This is a genomic window from Paraburkholderia sp. BR10936 (genome assembly GCF_040965735.1).
In the GTDB taxonomy this organism is placed as follows: Bacteria; Pseudomonadota; Gammaproteobacteria; order Burkholderiales; family Burkholderiaceae; genus Paraburkholderia; species Paraburkholderia nodosa_A.
Window position 1 is genome coordinate 289,308 of sequence record NZ_JBFRCM010000006.1, and the last position, 13,377, is coordinate 302,684.

A 13,377-nucleotide genomic window follows, 5' to 3' on the forward strand; every position below is an offset into this window, starting at 1 on the left:
TTAGTGACCTGCGCTCTGGCCGCCGTCCACGTGCAGGATCTCGCCGGTCACGAACGGTGCCGAGTCGAGATAGAGAATCGCATTGACGATGTCGCTCATTTCGCCCATGTGACCGACCGGATGCATCGCGCCGAGCGCGGCGTGCGTTTCGGGAGCGTGCATCGGCGACTTGATGATCCCAGGCGAAACCGCGTTGGCACGAATGCCCGCGCGCGCATATTCGATTGCGAGCGAGCGCGTTGCAGCGTTCAGGCCGCCCTTGGTGAGCGAGGCAAGAACGGACGGGACTTTGCTGTTCGCCTTGTCGGCAAGCGTGGTGGTGACGTTCACCACGTGGCCGCTGCCGTGCTTCTGCATCGCTTCGATCGCATATTGCGTGATGTGGAAGAAGCCGTTCAGGTTGACGTTCAGGATTGCGGCGTAGTCGTCGGCGGTGTACTGCGTGAAGGGCTTCGCAATGAAAATGCCCGCGTTGTTGACGAGCGTATCGACACGGCCGAAGTGCTCGATGGCGGCGTCCACCACGCGGCGAGCCGTGGCGGCGTCGCCGATGTCGCCGGCCACGGCGACATAGTCGGCCTCAGCGGCCGGCGTGATGGAGCGGGCCGTGGCGACCACGCGATGGCCCTGCGCGCGGAAGGCCTTGACGGTTTCGGCGCCGATGCCTTGCGATGCTCCGGTGACGATGACGACCTTGGAAGTGCTCATTGTGTGTCTCATAGTATGGGTAAGTCGGCCGGGTGGCCGTTCGAATCGATGGATCCGATGGAAAACCACTGTAGGCGTATCCGTTGCGAGTGCGAACACACACCATGGACAAAGAGTCTTGCGCCGCGAGAACAAATCGCGGCGGGATGGCGATTGCGCCCGTGGCAATCACTCAGGCGGCGGCCTCGGTCGTGTGGGACTGTTGGCGGTATTGCCGGGGAGTGAGCTTGAGGCGCCGTTGAAACACCATGCGCATGTGCGCGGCGTTATGAAAGCCACAGTCGAACGCGACGGTTTTCATCGGCATGTTGCATTCCTCCAATAGCCGCTTTGCGGCACCCACACGAACCTGGTCCACGAATGCGGAAGGGGTCGTGTGGAGATACTTCGCGAAGATTCTCGATAACGTGCGCCGGCTCACGTAGACCGCCTCGGCGAGCTGCTCTATCGAAAGCACATCGGAAAGATGGTCGTCGATATGGCGATGTACTTTTCCGATAATCGAACTTTCATCGCCTGGAGGCGCAACGTAAGGATGACGTTGGTAGGGCTCGCTTTGCAGATTGGCGCCAAGACGTCTTGCCACCTGTTCGGCGAGCTTCTGGCCCCAGTCTTGCGCGACGAGCGCGAGGCCCAGATCGAGTCCGGCGGTCGTGCCGGCAGACGAAATCAGGCGTCCATCGCGAATCAGGTTCTTGTCAGGACGTATGCGGGCACGCGGGAATTCGCCGGCCATACGGCTCGCGTCGGTCCAGCGCGTGGCAATCTCCCTGCCATCGAGCAGACCGGCGCGCCCGAGCAGCCATGCGCCGTTGCAGACGCAGCCGTATCGCTTCGACTCGAGTGCGCGGCGCCGCAGCCAGTCCAGGAAATCCGGTTTCGGCCCGTCGTGCGTGGCGTGTGCGGAGCCTGTCACCAGCAGCACGTCGATGTTCGCGCGAAAGTCCCCATAGACCCACGGCACGCAAAGCTGCATCGCGTTCGAGCAGGCGACCGCGCCTGCGTGCTCGCCAACGAGGGGCACCTGATACTGGCGCGTCTCGCCGAGCAAACGGTTCGCTTCGCAGAACACGTCGAGCAGGCCTGCGATATCCATGGCCTGTACACCGTCAAGCACCACAATAGCGACTTTCATTTTGCACACCCAACCTGAGCAGTGATCCCGATAGCGCGATGGCCCACTGGAAAAAGGTTAGGCGTGCAGCGCCAGGCTGACCATTCTCCGAATGGCTGAAGCTGCATCTTGCCGGCATGTGGTCCCTCATACGCAGGGATGAGCCGCGTAGGTCCCAGGCGTGGTACGCGAAAAAGAGCGAGGCTGAAAAGTATGATTTATGTGGGTGCCTGCTTCAAAGGAAGTCATCGCCCACGGTGTGCAAGCGGTGGCGATAAGTCTTGCTATTGCTTACCATATGGCGAGCATCGGCACTTTTTCGCCATCACGAACTTTTCGAAGATCGAGCGATGAAACACGATAGCGTTGGGACGCGAAGTGAACAACTACCGGACTCGCTCGTGTACGTGATCGACGACGACGAGTCCATTCGTGGTGCGCTGACCAGTCTGCTCATGTCAGTGGGCATCGAGGTGCGGGCGTTCGAATCGGCTGACGAATTTCTCGCCGTGCAAATGCCGGACGTGCCGAGCTGCCTCATTCTCGACATCCGGTTACGCGGCGAGAGCGGCCTCACGCTTCAGCAGGAAGCCTTCAAGGAGAGCATTCGATTTCCCATCGTCTTCCTGACGGGACATGGCGATATCGGCATGACCGTCAAGGCGATGAAAGCGGGCGCTTTCGATTTCATGACGAAGCCATTCAAGGACCAGGATCTGCTCGACACGATCGCCGCCGCGCTCAAACGCGATGGCGAATTGCGGCGCCAGGCGAGGCTCGTCGCGGGTATTCGTCAAGCATACGATTCGCTCACGGCGCGCGAGCGCGAAGTCATCGGTCTGGTCTCGGAAGGTCTGTTGAACAAGCAGATCGCGGACCTGCTGTGCCTGAGCGAGGTCACGGTCAAGATCCATCGGGCCCAGGCCATGCACAAACTCAATGCGCGCTCCGTGGCCGAACTCATCAAGAAGTTGCAGCAGGTGCAGCCGGCTCCGCAGAGCGCCAGATAGGCATTTTGCATTCGCTGCGCCATGGCTGCCTGCGTCGGCGCACGGATCTCGCCCCGCTAATACGCACTGTCACAAGAATCATCCGATAGTGTGATTGCTGCCCCCTCGGCGCGCCTGTACTTTGCAGAAAGATTCTACCTTTCTGCCTCATTTCGATGGCCACCGGACCCCAGATAAAACCAGCGCGGCCGCCTGCGACGATCGGCATGGTGGACGACGATGAATCCGTCCGGATGGCGCTGTCCAGTTCGCTGCGTTCGGCAAGCTGGAACGTGATCGACTACGCATCTGCACACCATCTTCTGGACGATGCGCGCCGCTCGACACTGAAACTCGTCGTCGCCGATATCCAGATGCCGGGCATGGACGGCTTTGCGCTGCTCGAGTCGATCAAGCGATGGAAGCGTCCCATCCCCGTCATTTTCGTGACGGCGTATGTGACCGAGGACGTGCGCGAGCGCGCAAAAAATAACGGCGCCGCCGGTTTCTTTTCGAAGCCCGTGGATGACGCAGGACTTCTCGCACGGATTAGTGAATTGCTGAAAAAGTGATGCGGCCGAACGCCTGAAATTCGGGCGCTGCCGGGCCTGGCGAAACGGCGGCTATGCCGGCCGCCCATGCAGGCCATCCGGATGTATTAGACGCGCACGCGGCTGCATAGGACATCACACCACATCGGACGATACCGTCGCGCGGCTTGCGCGCCTACGCTTTGAATCGTCGGGCAGGGCAAAACACTTGTGAGGTGCGAGATGGATCAGCTTTACATGTTGCGTGCATTCGTCGCCGCTGCGCGGTATCAGAGTTTCAGCAAGGCCGCCGAGTCATTGAATGTGACGACTGGGTCCGTGTCGAAAGCGATCGCAAAGCTCGAAGAATGCGTCCAGACGCGAGTCTTGCTCAGGACTACGCGGTCCGTTTCCTTGACGGACGCCGCGCAATCGTACTACCTGATTTGCTGCCGTCTGCTCGAAGAACTGGACGAAGCGAATCGGCGCATTGCGATGGAGCACGAGGTCAATGGCGGAAAGTTGCGGCTCGTCGTGCACCCCACACTGGTGAACGGCGCGTTTTCGCGGTTGATGCGGCGCTATCGCGCCATCGCTCCTCATGTGAGTCTGGTGGTTTCCGTTGAGGACCACGTCACGAATCTGTTCGACGGCCGTTTCGATATCGCCATTCTTCCGCCTCAGCTCGTCGAGCAGTCCACCGTGATTCGCCGCACGCTATTGCGCTCGCCACGCATTCTCGTAGCCGCGCCCGCGTATCTCGAGCAATACGGTGTGCCGGAATCCACTGCGGAGCTCCCCAACCATTTTCTGCTCGTCGATCCGGAAACGAGAAAGAAGAGTGCGGACTTCATCGAACTTCATGAGGGCGGCCGGAAAGTGAGTATTTCGCCCAATTCGTCGATGGAAGGCAACGACGTGCTGCTGCGCGCGGCAGCGCTCGACGGCACCGGCATTGCCACGCTGCCTGAAACCATGATTCGCGAAGATATCGATATGGGACATCTCGTGCACGTCCTGCCGGAATGCACGGCATCCGATAGCCGCGTTGAACTATGCCTTTTTTATGCTCACCGTGAACTGATCCCGGCACGGCTCAGAATGTTCGTCGACTTTTGCATCGAGTTCTTTCGGGCGCCTGCGAAGGCGGGTACCGATGACGTCATACGCATACCGCAAACGATGAAGCGAAGTGAAGCTCACGCGATGATGTCGTGACGGCTTGCCGCGAGAGGCAAACGAATTCGTTCTACGCCGAAGAGGTAGCGATGTCTTACGTATTGCACAACTGGATATTCGTTGGCAGTACTGCTTATGACGAATACACCTTCGTTCCCTGGCTCAACAGGAATGTCTATCGCCGCACGGTGGATTTGAGCCGTGTTTGTCTGCTGTGAGCGTCCGCGTGTTGTGCGCGAGCCGGATTCTCGATACTCCCATGGAATGGAAGGATCATTCCCGCGGTTGCAGGATTCTCTTGAGTAGTGAAAGTGATTAATCTGGCCAGGCTGTTTCCCCGGAGGCGTCGCCTCCATCACCTTGCTAGAGAGATTGAAATGAAATTGCTTACTGCTGTCCTCTTCGCCTGTTCGCTGTCGGCCAGCTTCGCTGTCCACGCCGAATCCGTCGCTCCCGCGCAGACGGATGCTCAACAAACGGCCCAGTCCAATACGTCCCGGGCGAATACGTATCAGGCGCCGCAGCGTCCGGCCAAGACGCAGGCACGGGACGCCAAGACCTGTGTGGGCCCGGCGAGTTTCTGCAACCTGTTCTTTGGCAGTTAAGGTCGCTATGGGTTGGTGCCGCGCGCATCGATCGAGCGCGATCGAGCGCACACATCGGGATGAACGAGCAGTTCACCGAGTGTGCGGATCGCTTCATCGATGCGCGCCGACCAGGGATGCCCGTAATTGAGCCGTATGCAGTTTTCGAATGCGCGTGACGCGGAAAAGAGCGGCCCGGGCGCGACACTGATCCCGCGTTCGATCGCGAGACGATGGAGCGCCATGGCGTCGATGCGCTCGCGAAACGTGAGCCACAGAAAATAGCCGCCCTCGGGCCGCGTGTACTGTGTGCCTTCAGGCAGCCACCGGCGAATCGCCTCGATCATCGCATCGCGCTGCGTCTGCATGGCCAGCCGAATCTTCTTCAAATGACGCTCGTAGCCGCCATGCTCGAGGTAGTCGGCAATGCCGGCCTGGGCGGGAATGCTGGCCGAGATCGTCGTCATGAGCTTCAGGCGCTGCACGCGTTCCGCGAAGCGCCCAGCGCTCGCCCAGCCTACGCGATAACCCGGCGCCAGGTTCTTCGAGAACGAGCCGCAGTGCATGACGAGGCCACGCCGGTCGAACGCGATGGCCGGCGGCGGATAGTTCGGCGCGTAGTGCAGCTCGCCGTACACATCGTCTTCGATGAGCGGGACCTCGTGTTTCGCGAGCAGCTCGACTAACGCTTCCTTTTTCTCTGCCGACAAAGTGACGCCCGTGGGGTTCTGGAAATTCGTCATGAACCAGCAGGCGCGGATGGGGTGCTTGTCCAGCGCTTGCGCCAGCGCGTCGAGGTCGAGCCCCGTAGCGGTATCCACGGGAATTTCGACCGCGCGCAGGCCGAGCCGTTCGATCGCCTGAAGCGCCGCGTAAAAACCCGGTGATTCCACGGCGACGATATCGCCGGGCTGCGTGACCGCCATCAGACAAAGATTGAGCGCTTCCAGCGCGCCGTTGGTGATGATGATGTCCTCGGCCGGCTGCGAGATGCCAACCCGCATGTAGCGCAGCGCAATTTGCCGCCGCAGGTTCTCGTTGCCGGGCGGCAGATCGACCACCGTGCTCCACGGGCTCACGCTGCGCGCGGCCTGGCCGAGCGATTTCGCCAGGCGCGACAGCGGAAACAGCAACGGGGAAGGGAAGGCGGAGCCGAGCGGCACGATACCGGGACGCTTGGCGGCGTCGAGCACCGAGAACACCAGCTCGCTGATATCGACGGTGGCGGACTCGCCTGTCGTTGCTCGCGAGTCCGTCTTGTTGGGCTTCGAGAGCGGCGCGACGTAGTAGCCCGAACGTTCTTCGGCGCGCACGAGGCCCCACTGTTCGAGCACGTAGTAGGCACGCGCGGCCGTGGACTGACTGACACCGTGCTGCGCAATGATTTGCCGCAGCGACGGCATGCGCGAGCCCGGCTTCAGGTTGCCGGAGCGAATCTCGGCGGCCATGCTTTGCGCGAGGCGTTCGTAACGTGTCATGCGTGCCGGTTCTTCCAAAGAGGTCGTGGGGGGACTCGTGCTTCGAGCGATTTTCTCATGGTGTGCACGACCGCGAATCCGATCTGCTACGGTCAATTATGCGTCGACTGCTTCTATACGCGCTTGCTGCGAGGGCTGATCATTGCGGCCAGTGCGCATCGCAGTCCGGGTCTGTTCTCCCGGGATGCGCCGGGATAACTGCGCGAGTGCCTGGATCATCACCTAAACCCGCAGAGCTTGCGGCTCTTTTTGCCTGTAGCGTGGCAAGCCTTTCGCCCCGGTGCGCGAGTACCGGGGCGTTTCTTTGTCGGGTTCTACCGGCGCGTGAATCGGCTGCGTCGCTCGAATCGTTCGCAACTGCTGCTTTTTTTGGCAACGCGCAAGGTTGAAGATCAGGCTATCCGATCCACCTGATCGACGTAACCGGAGTCAACGATGGAACTCGTTCGAATGATGCGCATGGTTCTGTGGAGCTTTTTCGGCGTGCGCAAGAGCGCGTCGCACGAAGCCGATTTGGCCAGCGTGAACTTCAAGTGGCTGCCGTTCGTGGCGGTCGCGCTGGCCGCGATGATCGGGGCTTGCATACTGGGCGTCGTGCTGCTGGTCGCGCATTCTACGGGAACCGCACAAGGCTTCTGAGCATGCGGTGTTGCCGAAAACATGGGGCGGCGGCGAAGCATCGTGAGACGCGAGATTGTTCGGCGTTTCATAACGGTGATTTCGTCGGCGCCGCGTTGATCTTTGTGGTGCCGCGCGTAATCTGACTATCAAGAGGCGCTGCATATCACGCGACGCGATTCGCCCAGTTTTCAGGCAAGGAGTATGAGATGGATATCCTCAATCTCGCCCGACAATCCGGCATGGCGGTTGTGCTCGACGCACGCATCGGCCAGCAGGAATACCACTCCGTTCACAGCAGCGTGGCCGCGCTGGAACGGTTTGCCGCGCTGCTCGAGGCGCACAGGCAAGCGGAATCTGGCAAGCGCGTCTGATTGAATCGTGATGGCAAGCGCCACGCTTCACTCAAACAGATTGCAGCCATCACGAAACATCATTTGAGGAGATTTTTGGTTCGACCTATTGTGAAGTTCACGAGAAGCGGCGGCCCCCTGTGGATCAACGGCGATATCACGGGAGAGGGCATGTCGGATACCTTCCATGGACGGAGACAATCGGATGAACCCCACGACCCTGCATGGGATTCGTAGCAATCCCCTGTTCGCCACGCTGGTCAAACGTCGGCGCAGATACATTGCCTGGCTGACGGCCATCACGCTGATTCCCTATTGCGCGTTCATTGTGCTCGTCGGATTCGCCCCCGCTTTGCTGGCCATCCGGCTTTCCGCAGACAGTATCGTCAATATCGGCTGGCCGATCGGCGTCGCGCTGATCGTCGGCAGCTGGTGTCTCACGGGCTTGTACGTTCGCCGCGCCAATGGCGAATTCGACGCGCTCACCGCCGAGATCCTGGCGGGAGCGAAACCATGAGGCGCGCTGGTTTTGCTCTTGTCTTCCCGCTCCTGCTGGGTGTCGCGACGCACGCGGCGGCCGCGGGGGTTCTGCACGGCGTCGAACAGCGTCCCCTCAATCTCACGGCGATCGCGATGTTCCTCGTCTTCGCCGTGGCGACGCTGGGCATCACGTACTGGGCGGCGTCGCGCACCCGTTCGATGGACGACTTCTACACCGCCGGGGGCGGCATCACCGGATTCCAGAACGGCATGGCGCTGGCCGGCGACTATATGTCGGCGGCGGCGTTGCTGGGCGTGACCAGCATGATCTTTTTCCACGGCTACGACGGCGTGATCTACGCGATCAGCTTTTTCGTCGCGTGGCCGCTGCTGCTGTTCCTGTTCGCGGAGCGCATCCGGAATCTGGGCCGCGTGACGATTGCCGACATCGCATCGTACCGGCTAGACCAGAACCGGATCCGCACGATGACCGCCTTCGGTTCGTTGACAGTCGTCTGCTTTTACCTGGTTGTCCAGATGGTCGGTGCGGGGCAGTTGATCCAGTTGCTGTTCGGTCTTCCCTATAACGACGCGATTATCGTGGTCGGCTTGCTGATGGTGGTCTATGTGACCTTCGGCGGCATGGTGGCCACCACGTGGGTGCAGATCATCAAGGCCGCGCTGATGCTGTTCGGCGGCACATTGCTGGCCGTTCTCGCACTGTACCGGTTTGGCTTTTCGCTGAACGCGCTGTTCGAGCAGGCGGTCGCCGCGCACAGGAACGGCACGCACATTCTGCTGCCGAGCGGGCAGGTGTCCGATCCCATTGCGCTGATTTCGCTCGCGGTCGGCCTGGTGTTCGGCACGGCGGGGCTGCCGCACATCCTCATGCGCTTTTTTACCGTGCCGGATGCGAAAGAAGCGCGAAAGTCGGTGTTCGTTGCCACGGGCTTCATCGGCTTCTTTTATCTGGTCATCATGGTGCTCGGCGTGGCGGCGATCGCGATTGTCGGCAGCAACCCGTCGTTCTATGTGGGCGGCCTGACGGGCGGCAAGCTGATCGGCGGCAGCAACATGCCAGTCATGCATCTCGCCCAGGCGCTCGGCGGCAATCTGCTGCTCGGTTTCCTCTCGGCCGTTGCGTTCGCGACCATCCTCGCTGTCGTGTCCGGGCTCACGATGGCGGGTACTTCCGCCATCTCGCATGACCTCTACCTGATGGTGCTCAAGAAGAACCGGGCCGATCCCGCGAGCGAGCGGCGGGTCTCCAGAATCGCATCGGTGTGCATAGGCGTGGTGTCGGTGCTGCTGGGCATCGTGTTCAAGGATCAGAACATCGCCTTCCTCGTCGCACTGACTTTCGGCGTCGCCGCCTCGGTAAATTTTCCGGTTCTCGCGCTTTCGATGTACTGGAATGGGCTGACGACGCGCGGGGCGCTCTCCGGCGGCATCGCGGGCCTCGTGAGCGCCGTCACGCTCGTCATTCTGTCGCCCGCCATCTGGGTCACGGTGCTGGGCCATGCGAAGGCGATTTTCCCCTACGACTATCCCGCCATCGTGTCGATGAGCATCGCGTTCCTGTGCGCCTGGCTGGGTTCCGTTACGGACCGCAGCCAGCGCGCGCAGCGCGAGCGGGACGACTTCGGCGAACAGGCCATCCGCGCGCAGACCGGCTTCGGCGCGTCCGGAGCGGTGAGCCACTAGAGAACGCCAACAAGGAGACAATCATGCAAATGCGTGACAACGGTCTGGGCTTTTCGCCCATCACGATCGCGCTGCACTGGGTCGTCGCAGCGCTGCTGCTGTCGATCGCCGGATGCGGCATCGCGCTCATGTTCACCGCGGACGACGCGCAACGACTGAGTCTCGTGCGTACGCAGAATCTGCTGGGGGCCGTGCTGTTCGTCGTGTCGAGCTACCGGCTCTGGGCGCGGCTTTCTTCGTATCATCCGCTGCCCGTAGGCACGCCGAACCCCGTCGAAGTGATCGTCAGCCGCTCCGTTGCCGTAGGCCTCGCGCTCGCCATGGTGCTGCTGCCGGTTGCCGTATGGCTTTCCCGAGCGGCAGCCGGTGTCGCCGTCGAGTTGCCGTGGGGATTGGCGATCCCCACGCTCATCGAGCCCAGCGTAGCGGTGCAACGGGTCGTGGATATTCTCTTCGATATCGGGGCGACGGCGTTTCTGCTGGGCTTCGCTTTGCATCTGTTCGGAGCACTGAAGAATCATTTCGCGCTGGGAAATGACGCCCTCAAGCGGATGCTTGGCAAACACGTGGAGCTTTGAGCGATGAGCGAATTCAAATCGGTATCGGTATTCGGCGGGAACGCGGTCACGCGACTGTGCGGTGTCCGGTATCCCGTCTTTCTCGGCGGCATGGCGGCGATCTCCGGCCCGAAGCTCGTTGCCGCGGTGGCCAATGCCGACGGCATGGGGACGCTTGGCGGGCTGCGTTTACCGCCGCTAGCGCTGCGTAGATGGATACGGGAAACGCGGGAGCAGACGGACAGGCCCTTCGGCGTGAATCTCGTGCCGAAGTTCGGCGGCCCGACCGTGTTCGAAGCGCAGTTCCAGGTCGTATTGCAGGAGCGGCCGCGCATGCTCTCGTTGTTCTACGCCGAAGACTATGCGGCGGACATGATCCCTCGTGCCAAGGATGCAGGCATGATCGTCATGGTTCAGGTGGGGTCTGTTGCGCTCGCCCGGCACGCGATCCGGAACGGCGCGGATATCGTCGTCGCACAGGGCAGCGAAAGCGGCGGCCACCTCAACCGGGGGACGATTGGCGTCATGTCGCTGTTGCCCGCGATCTGCGAGGTCGCGCAGGGGCGTCCGGTGCTGGCGGCTGGGGGCATCACGACGCGCGATGATGTGCGGGCTGCGATGCTGCTTGGCGCGTCAGGGGTGCTCGTGGGCACCGCGTTCGTTGCGACCGACGAATCGAATGCGCACCCGCTATACAAGCAAAAGATCGTCGAGGCCAGCGTGGACGACATCGAGTATCGCACCGGGTATTCGTTCGGCTGGCCGTACGGCACGCCCCATTGTGTGATTCCCAATCGCGACAAATGGAACCTGCTGCGCTTCGTTGGCGGCGGTGCACGCATGATCGACAAACCGCGCATGGCGCAGAAGCTTTCGCTCTATGCGGGGCAGGGCGTAAGCAAGATCGACAGCGTGGTGCCGGCGGCCGAGCGCGTGGCGGAACTGGTGGCGGGTCTGCCGGCGTCGACGGTTGCGGCGAATGCCCAGGCGATGCTCGATGGCCTGGCATACGGCGCAAGCCGTGCATTGCCGCAAGTGGAGTCGGCCGAGTGCCGCGCCGCATTCTGACCCTGGTGCGTTCGACGGCGGTGCTCAGGCCGCTGCCGTCGAACGCCGCGTGCTCTTGCGATTCGGCGTATTCGTGCGCTTCGCTTTCGTGTCGTCACTGGAAAGCGCGAGCTGGTCGCGCGCGAGCGCGACAAACGCGCTCAATGCCGGTGTCGCGAGCGTGTCGTTGCGGCGGATGAAGACCGTCTTGACGGTGGCGAACTCGCGCGGCAGCGCGTGAAGGGCGATCGCCTGGCGCGCTGCATAGTTTTGCGCAACGGCCTTTGGCAACAGCGTCACACCCATGCCCGCGGCCACGCATGAGAGGATGCCGTCGAGCGTGCCCAGTTCGAGCACCTGGTTGGGCACGAGCCCGACCTGATAGAACCAGTGTTCGAGCGTGGAGCGATAGAAGCAGCCCGTGCGGAAGACCAGCACCGTCTGCTGCGGCATGACGTGAATGAGTTCGCCGAGCGAGGCGAACTCGCAACTGCTCACGAGGACGAGCTCCTCCTGGAAGACCTCGTCTTGCGCAAGCACCGGATTCTGGTGCAGACCGCCGACGAATGCGCCGTCGAGGCGATGGCTTTCGACGGCCTTGATCAGCTCGGCAGTCGTGCCGGTGAGCAGTGACAAGTGGACCTGAGGATACTTCTCGCGGTATCTGGCCAGCACCTGGGGCAGGCGTATCGCAGCGGTCGTCTCCATCGAGCCGAGCCTCAGCGTGCCTGCCGGCGTTGCGGTATCGAGCAGCGCGTTGCGGCTCTCTTCAGTGAGCTGGAGGATGCGCTGGGCGTAGCCCAGAAACGTTTGCCCGGCCGAAGTGAGGACCACGCCGCTCTTCTGCCGGATAAACAGTGGCTGACCGAGTTCGGCTTCGAGTTCCTTGACGCGCATCGTGACGTTGGACTGCACGGTGTGCACTTTCTCGGCCGCCGCTGTGAAGCTGCCGTGCTCCGCCACCGCACAGAAAATCTTCAGCTGACGCATCTCCATGGCGAATTCCAGGAATCACAATTAATGATGGATTTCATCACTTTCCATCACTTTACTGGATTGAATGGCGCGAGCACAGTGTCGTAAACGCGAACGGGGGGATGCACGTGGAGATGGTGTCGAGTACGAACATCGAGTGCCTGTTCGCCGGCGGGATGGGTTATCTGGACCACGAAGGGCAGCGCAGCGGCATTTTCAAACGGCCCATGGCCGGACCGGCTCGCGTGGAAGTGCACGGGATTGTCGGCGACGAGCATGGCGATCCGCGCATCCACGGCGGCCCGGAAAAGGCCGTTCATCACTACGCGGCTGAGAATTACGTCCGCATCGCGGAGGCATTCGCGGAGTGCGTCGCGGCCCTGGTGCCCGGCAGTCTAGGCGAGAACATCTCGGCTCGGGGGCTGTCCGAACGCAACGTGCACATCGGCGATATCTACGAGGTCGGCAGCGCCATACTGCAGGTCTCGCAACCGCGCAGCCCGTGCTGGAAGATCAATCATCGCTTCGGCGTCGAGCGCATGTCGATGCATATCGCCGAGGGGCGAATCACCGGGTGGTATTACCGTGTCCTGCGCCCGGGCCTGATTGCGCCAGGCGACGCCATCAAGATCGTCGACCGGCAGACGGAGCGTTTCTCCATCGACGAGTTCTGGAAGGTGCAGTTGTCACATCGTCCGTCCATCGATGCGCTGGTCGAGTTGATGGCCGTTCCGGGCTTGGCTCCTGACTGGAAGCGGCGCCTGGGCGAGCGGGAAAAATGGCTGCGTGCGCGTGATAGGGAACAACTGAGGCCACGGGTTGCTTCGACAGGCTAGCCAATGCTTTTGCGTTCGTCGACAGGCATACCCAATTCAACGATTGCTTGTGTTCCAGCTGATTGCCAGATCCTGTTCATTTTCGACTCCAGCCGGTGTGAGCGCTTAACGCCAATGCACCCAGTATGGATACGGCCCCAGACCGCAAAATCAGCGACGCACGAAGTGGCTGGCGGGGAAAACCGACAAAAACCTGTGTTGGGGTAGCATGGGGCTGCAAATCGG

Annotated in this window: 15 protein-coding genes; 11 read left to right on the top strand and 4 right to left on the bottom strand. The window is 61.5% G+C overall.

Annotated elements, in window-relative coordinates; translation table 11 throughout:
• Both AB4Y36_RS15810 and AB4Y36_RS15815 read right to left on the bottom strand, forming a co-directional pair.
• On the bottom strand, window positions 1-708 hold the full coding sequence (locus tag AB4Y36_RS15810; RefSeq protein WP_342948920.1) for an SDR family oxidoreductase: 708 nt from the start codon (window positions 706-708) through the stop codon (window positions 1-3).
• Window positions 709-880: 172 nt separating this feature from the next.
• Window positions 881-1,843, bottom strand: coding sequence for a GlxA family transcriptional regulator (locus AB4Y36_RS15815; RefSeq protein ID WP_368602541.1), 963 nt, complete (start codon window positions 1,841-1,843; stop codon window positions 881-883).
• A gap of 329 nt (window positions 1,844-2,172) precedes the next feature.
• On the opposite strand from AB4Y36_RS15815, the gene AB4Y36_RS15820 reads away from it, so the two are divergent.
• The 4 genes from AB4Y36_RS15820 (at window position 2,173) to AB4Y36_RS15835 (ending at window position 5,125) form a co-directional block, all read left to right on the top strand.
• Window positions 2,173-2,832, top strand: a complete 660-nt coding sequence (locus AB4Y36_RS15820; protein WP_069265964.1) for a response regulator transcription factor — start codon at window positions 2,173-2,175, stop codon at window positions 2,830-2,832.
• Window positions 2,833-3,038: 206 nt separating this feature from the next.
• The gene (locus AB4Y36_RS15825) at window positions 3,039-3,383 is read left to right on the top strand and encodes a response regulator (RefSeq protein WP_368683495.1); all 345 of its coding nucleotides are present in this window, start codon (window positions 3,039-3,041) and stop codon (window positions 3,381-3,383) included.
• 201 nt (window positions 3,384-3,584) lie between these two features.
• Window positions 3,585-4,559 carry a LysR family transcriptional regulator gene (locus AB4Y36_RS15830; RefSeq protein ID WP_368626498.1) on the top strand — a complete coding sequence of 325 codons (975 nt, stop codon included), beginning with the start codon at window positions 3,585-3,587 and terminating at the stop codon, window positions 4,557-4,559.
• Between the two features lie 338 nt (window positions 4,560-4,897).
• A complete protein-coding gene (locus AB4Y36_RS15835; RefSeq protein ID WP_368683496.1) occupies window positions 4,898-5,125 on the top strand; it encodes a hypothetical protein in 228 nt (75 codons plus the stop codon).
• A gap of 5 nt (window positions 5,126-5,130) precedes the next feature.
• Here AB4Y36_RS15835 and AB4Y36_RS15840 read toward each other — a convergent pair whose 3' ends face one another.
• Window positions 5,131-6,582 (bottom strand): PLP-dependent aminotransferase family protein, encoded by a 1,452-nt coding sequence (locus AB4Y36_RS15840; RefSeq protein ID WP_368683497.1) that lies wholly within the window; start codon window positions 6,580-6,582, stop codon window positions 5,131-5,133.
• A 435-nt stretch (window positions 6,583-7,017) separates the two neighbouring features.
• Between AB4Y36_RS15840 and AB4Y36_RS15845 the strand changes: the two genes are divergently transcribed.
• The 6 genes from AB4Y36_RS15845 to AB4Y36_RS15870 all read left to right on the top strand — a co-directional run bounded on the left by AB4Y36_RS15845 (window position 7,018) and on the right by AB4Y36_RS15870 (window position 11,362).
• Window positions 7,018-7,221, top strand: coding sequence for a DUF2970 domain-containing protein (locus AB4Y36_RS15845; protein ID WP_069263591.1), 204 nt, complete (start codon window positions 7,018-7,020; stop codon window positions 7,219-7,221).
• 188 nt (window positions 7,222-7,409) lie between these two features.
• Window positions 7,410-7,574 carry a hypothetical protein gene (locus AB4Y36_RS15850; RefSeq protein ID WP_368602544.1) on the top strand — a complete coding sequence of 55 codons (165 nt, stop codon included), beginning with the start codon at window positions 7,410-7,412 and terminating at the stop codon, window positions 7,572-7,574.
• A 184-nt stretch (window positions 7,575-7,758) separates the two neighbouring features.
• The gene (locus tag AB4Y36_RS15855) at window positions 7,759-8,070 is read left to right on the top strand and encodes a DUF485 domain-containing protein (RefSeq protein WP_069263593.1); all 312 of its coding nucleotides are present in this window, start codon (window positions 7,759-7,761) and stop codon (window positions 8,068-8,070) included.
• A complete protein-coding gene (gene actP, locus AB4Y36_RS15860; RefSeq protein ID WP_368683498.1) occupies window positions 8,067-9,737 on the top strand; it encodes a cation/acetate symporter ActP in 1,671 nt (556 codons plus the stop codon). The genes AB4Y36_RS15855 and actP overlap by 4 nt, the downstream gene beginning before the upstream one ends.
• Before the next feature lie 23 nt (window positions 9,738-9,760).
• Window positions 9,761-10,315, top strand: a complete 555-nt coding sequence (locus tag AB4Y36_RS15865; RefSeq protein WP_368683499.1) for a cytochrome b — start codon at window positions 9,761-9,763, stop codon at window positions 10,313-10,315.
• A 3-nt stretch (window positions 10,316-10,318) separates the two neighbouring features.
• The gene (locus tag AB4Y36_RS15870) at window positions 10,319-11,362 is read left to right on the top strand and encodes an NAD(P)H-dependent flavin oxidoreductase (protein ID WP_368683500.1); all 1,044 of its coding nucleotides are present in this window, start codon (window positions 10,319-10,321) and stop codon (window positions 11,360-11,362) included.
• Window positions 11,363-11,386: 24 nt separating this feature from the next.
• On the opposite strand, the gene AB4Y36_RS15875 is transcribed toward AB4Y36_RS15870, so the two are convergent.
• Window positions 11,387-12,337: a LysR family transcriptional regulator gene (locus AB4Y36_RS15875; protein WP_069263602.1), complete on the bottom strand. Its 951-nt coding sequence runs from the start codon at window positions 12,335-12,337 to the stop codon at window positions 11,387-11,389.
• Window positions 12,338-12,438: 101 nt separating this feature from the next.
• On the opposite strand from AB4Y36_RS15875, the gene AB4Y36_RS15880 reads away from it, so the two are divergent.
• Window positions 12,439-13,152, top strand: a complete 714-nt coding sequence (locus tag AB4Y36_RS15880) for an MOSC domain-containing protein (protein ID WP_368683501.1) — start codon at window positions 12,439-12,441, stop codon at window positions 13,150-13,152.
• The last annotated feature ends 225 nt before the right edge of the window (window positions 13,153-13,377 follow it).

What these genes read in the sequence shown, in the direction of transcription:
- AB4Y36_RS15810 (WP_342948920.1), bottom strand. Translation starts at nt 708, where the DNA reads ATGAGCACTTCCAAGGTCGTCATCGTCACCGGAGCATCGCAAGGCATC.
- AB4Y36_RS15870 (WP_368683500.1), top strand. Translation starts at nt 10,319, where the DNA reads ATGAGCGAATTCAAATCGGTATCGGTATTCGGCGGGAACGCGGTCACG.
- AB4Y36_RS15815 (WP_368602541.1), bottom strand. Translation starts at nt 1,843, where the DNA reads ATGAAAGTCGCTATTGTGGTGCTTGACGGTGTACAGGCCATGGATATC.
- AB4Y36_RS15825 (WP_368683495.1), top strand. Translation starts at nt 3,039, where the DNA reads ATGGTGGACGACGATGAATCCGTCCGGATGGCGCTGTCCAGTTCGCTG.
- AB4Y36_RS15820 (WP_069265964.1), top strand. Translation starts at nt 2,173, where the DNA reads ATGAAACACGATAGCGTTGGGACGCGAAGTGAACAACTACCGGACTCG.
- AB4Y36_RS15855 (WP_069263593.1), top strand. Translation starts at nt 7,759, where the DNA reads ATGAACCCCACGACCCTGCATGGGATTCGTAGCAATCCCCTGTTCGCC.
- AB4Y36_RS15830 (WP_368626498.1), top strand. Translation starts at nt 3,585, where the DNA reads ATGGATCAGCTTTACATGTTGCGTGCATTCGTCGCCGCTGCGCGGTAT.
- AB4Y36_RS15850 (WP_368602544.1), top strand. Translation starts at nt 7,410, where the DNA reads ATGGATATCCTCAATCTCGCCCGACAATCCGGCATGGCGGTTGTGCTC.
- AB4Y36_RS15845 (WP_069263591.1), top strand. Translation starts at nt 7,018, where the DNA reads ATGGAACTCGTTCGAATGATGCGCATGGTTCTGTGGAGCTTTTTCGGC.
- actP (WP_368683498.1), top strand. Translation starts at nt 8,067, where the DNA reads ATGAGGCGCGCTGGTTTTGCTCTTGTCTTCCCGCTCCTGCTGGGTGTC.
- AB4Y36_RS15875 (WP_069263602.1), bottom strand. Translation starts at nt 12,337, where the DNA reads ATGGAGATGCGTCAGCTGAAGATTTTCTGTGCGGTGGCGGAGCACGGC.
- AB4Y36_RS15840 (WP_368683497.1), bottom strand. Translation starts at nt 6,582, where the DNA reads ATGACACGTTACGAACGCCTCGCGCAAAGCATGGCCGCCGAGATTCGC.
- AB4Y36_RS15880 (WP_368683501.1), top strand. Translation starts at nt 12,439, where the DNA reads ATGCACGTGGAGATGGTGTCGAGTACGAACATCGAGTGCCTGTTCGCC.
- AB4Y36_RS15865 (WP_368683499.1), top strand. Translation starts at nt 9,761, where the DNA reads ATGCAAATGCGTGACAACGGTCTGGGCTTTTCGCCCATCACGATCGCG.
- AB4Y36_RS15835 (WP_368683496.1), top strand. Translation starts at nt 4,898, where the DNA reads ATGAAATTGCTTACTGCTGTCCTCTTCGCCTGTTCGCTGTCGGCCAGC.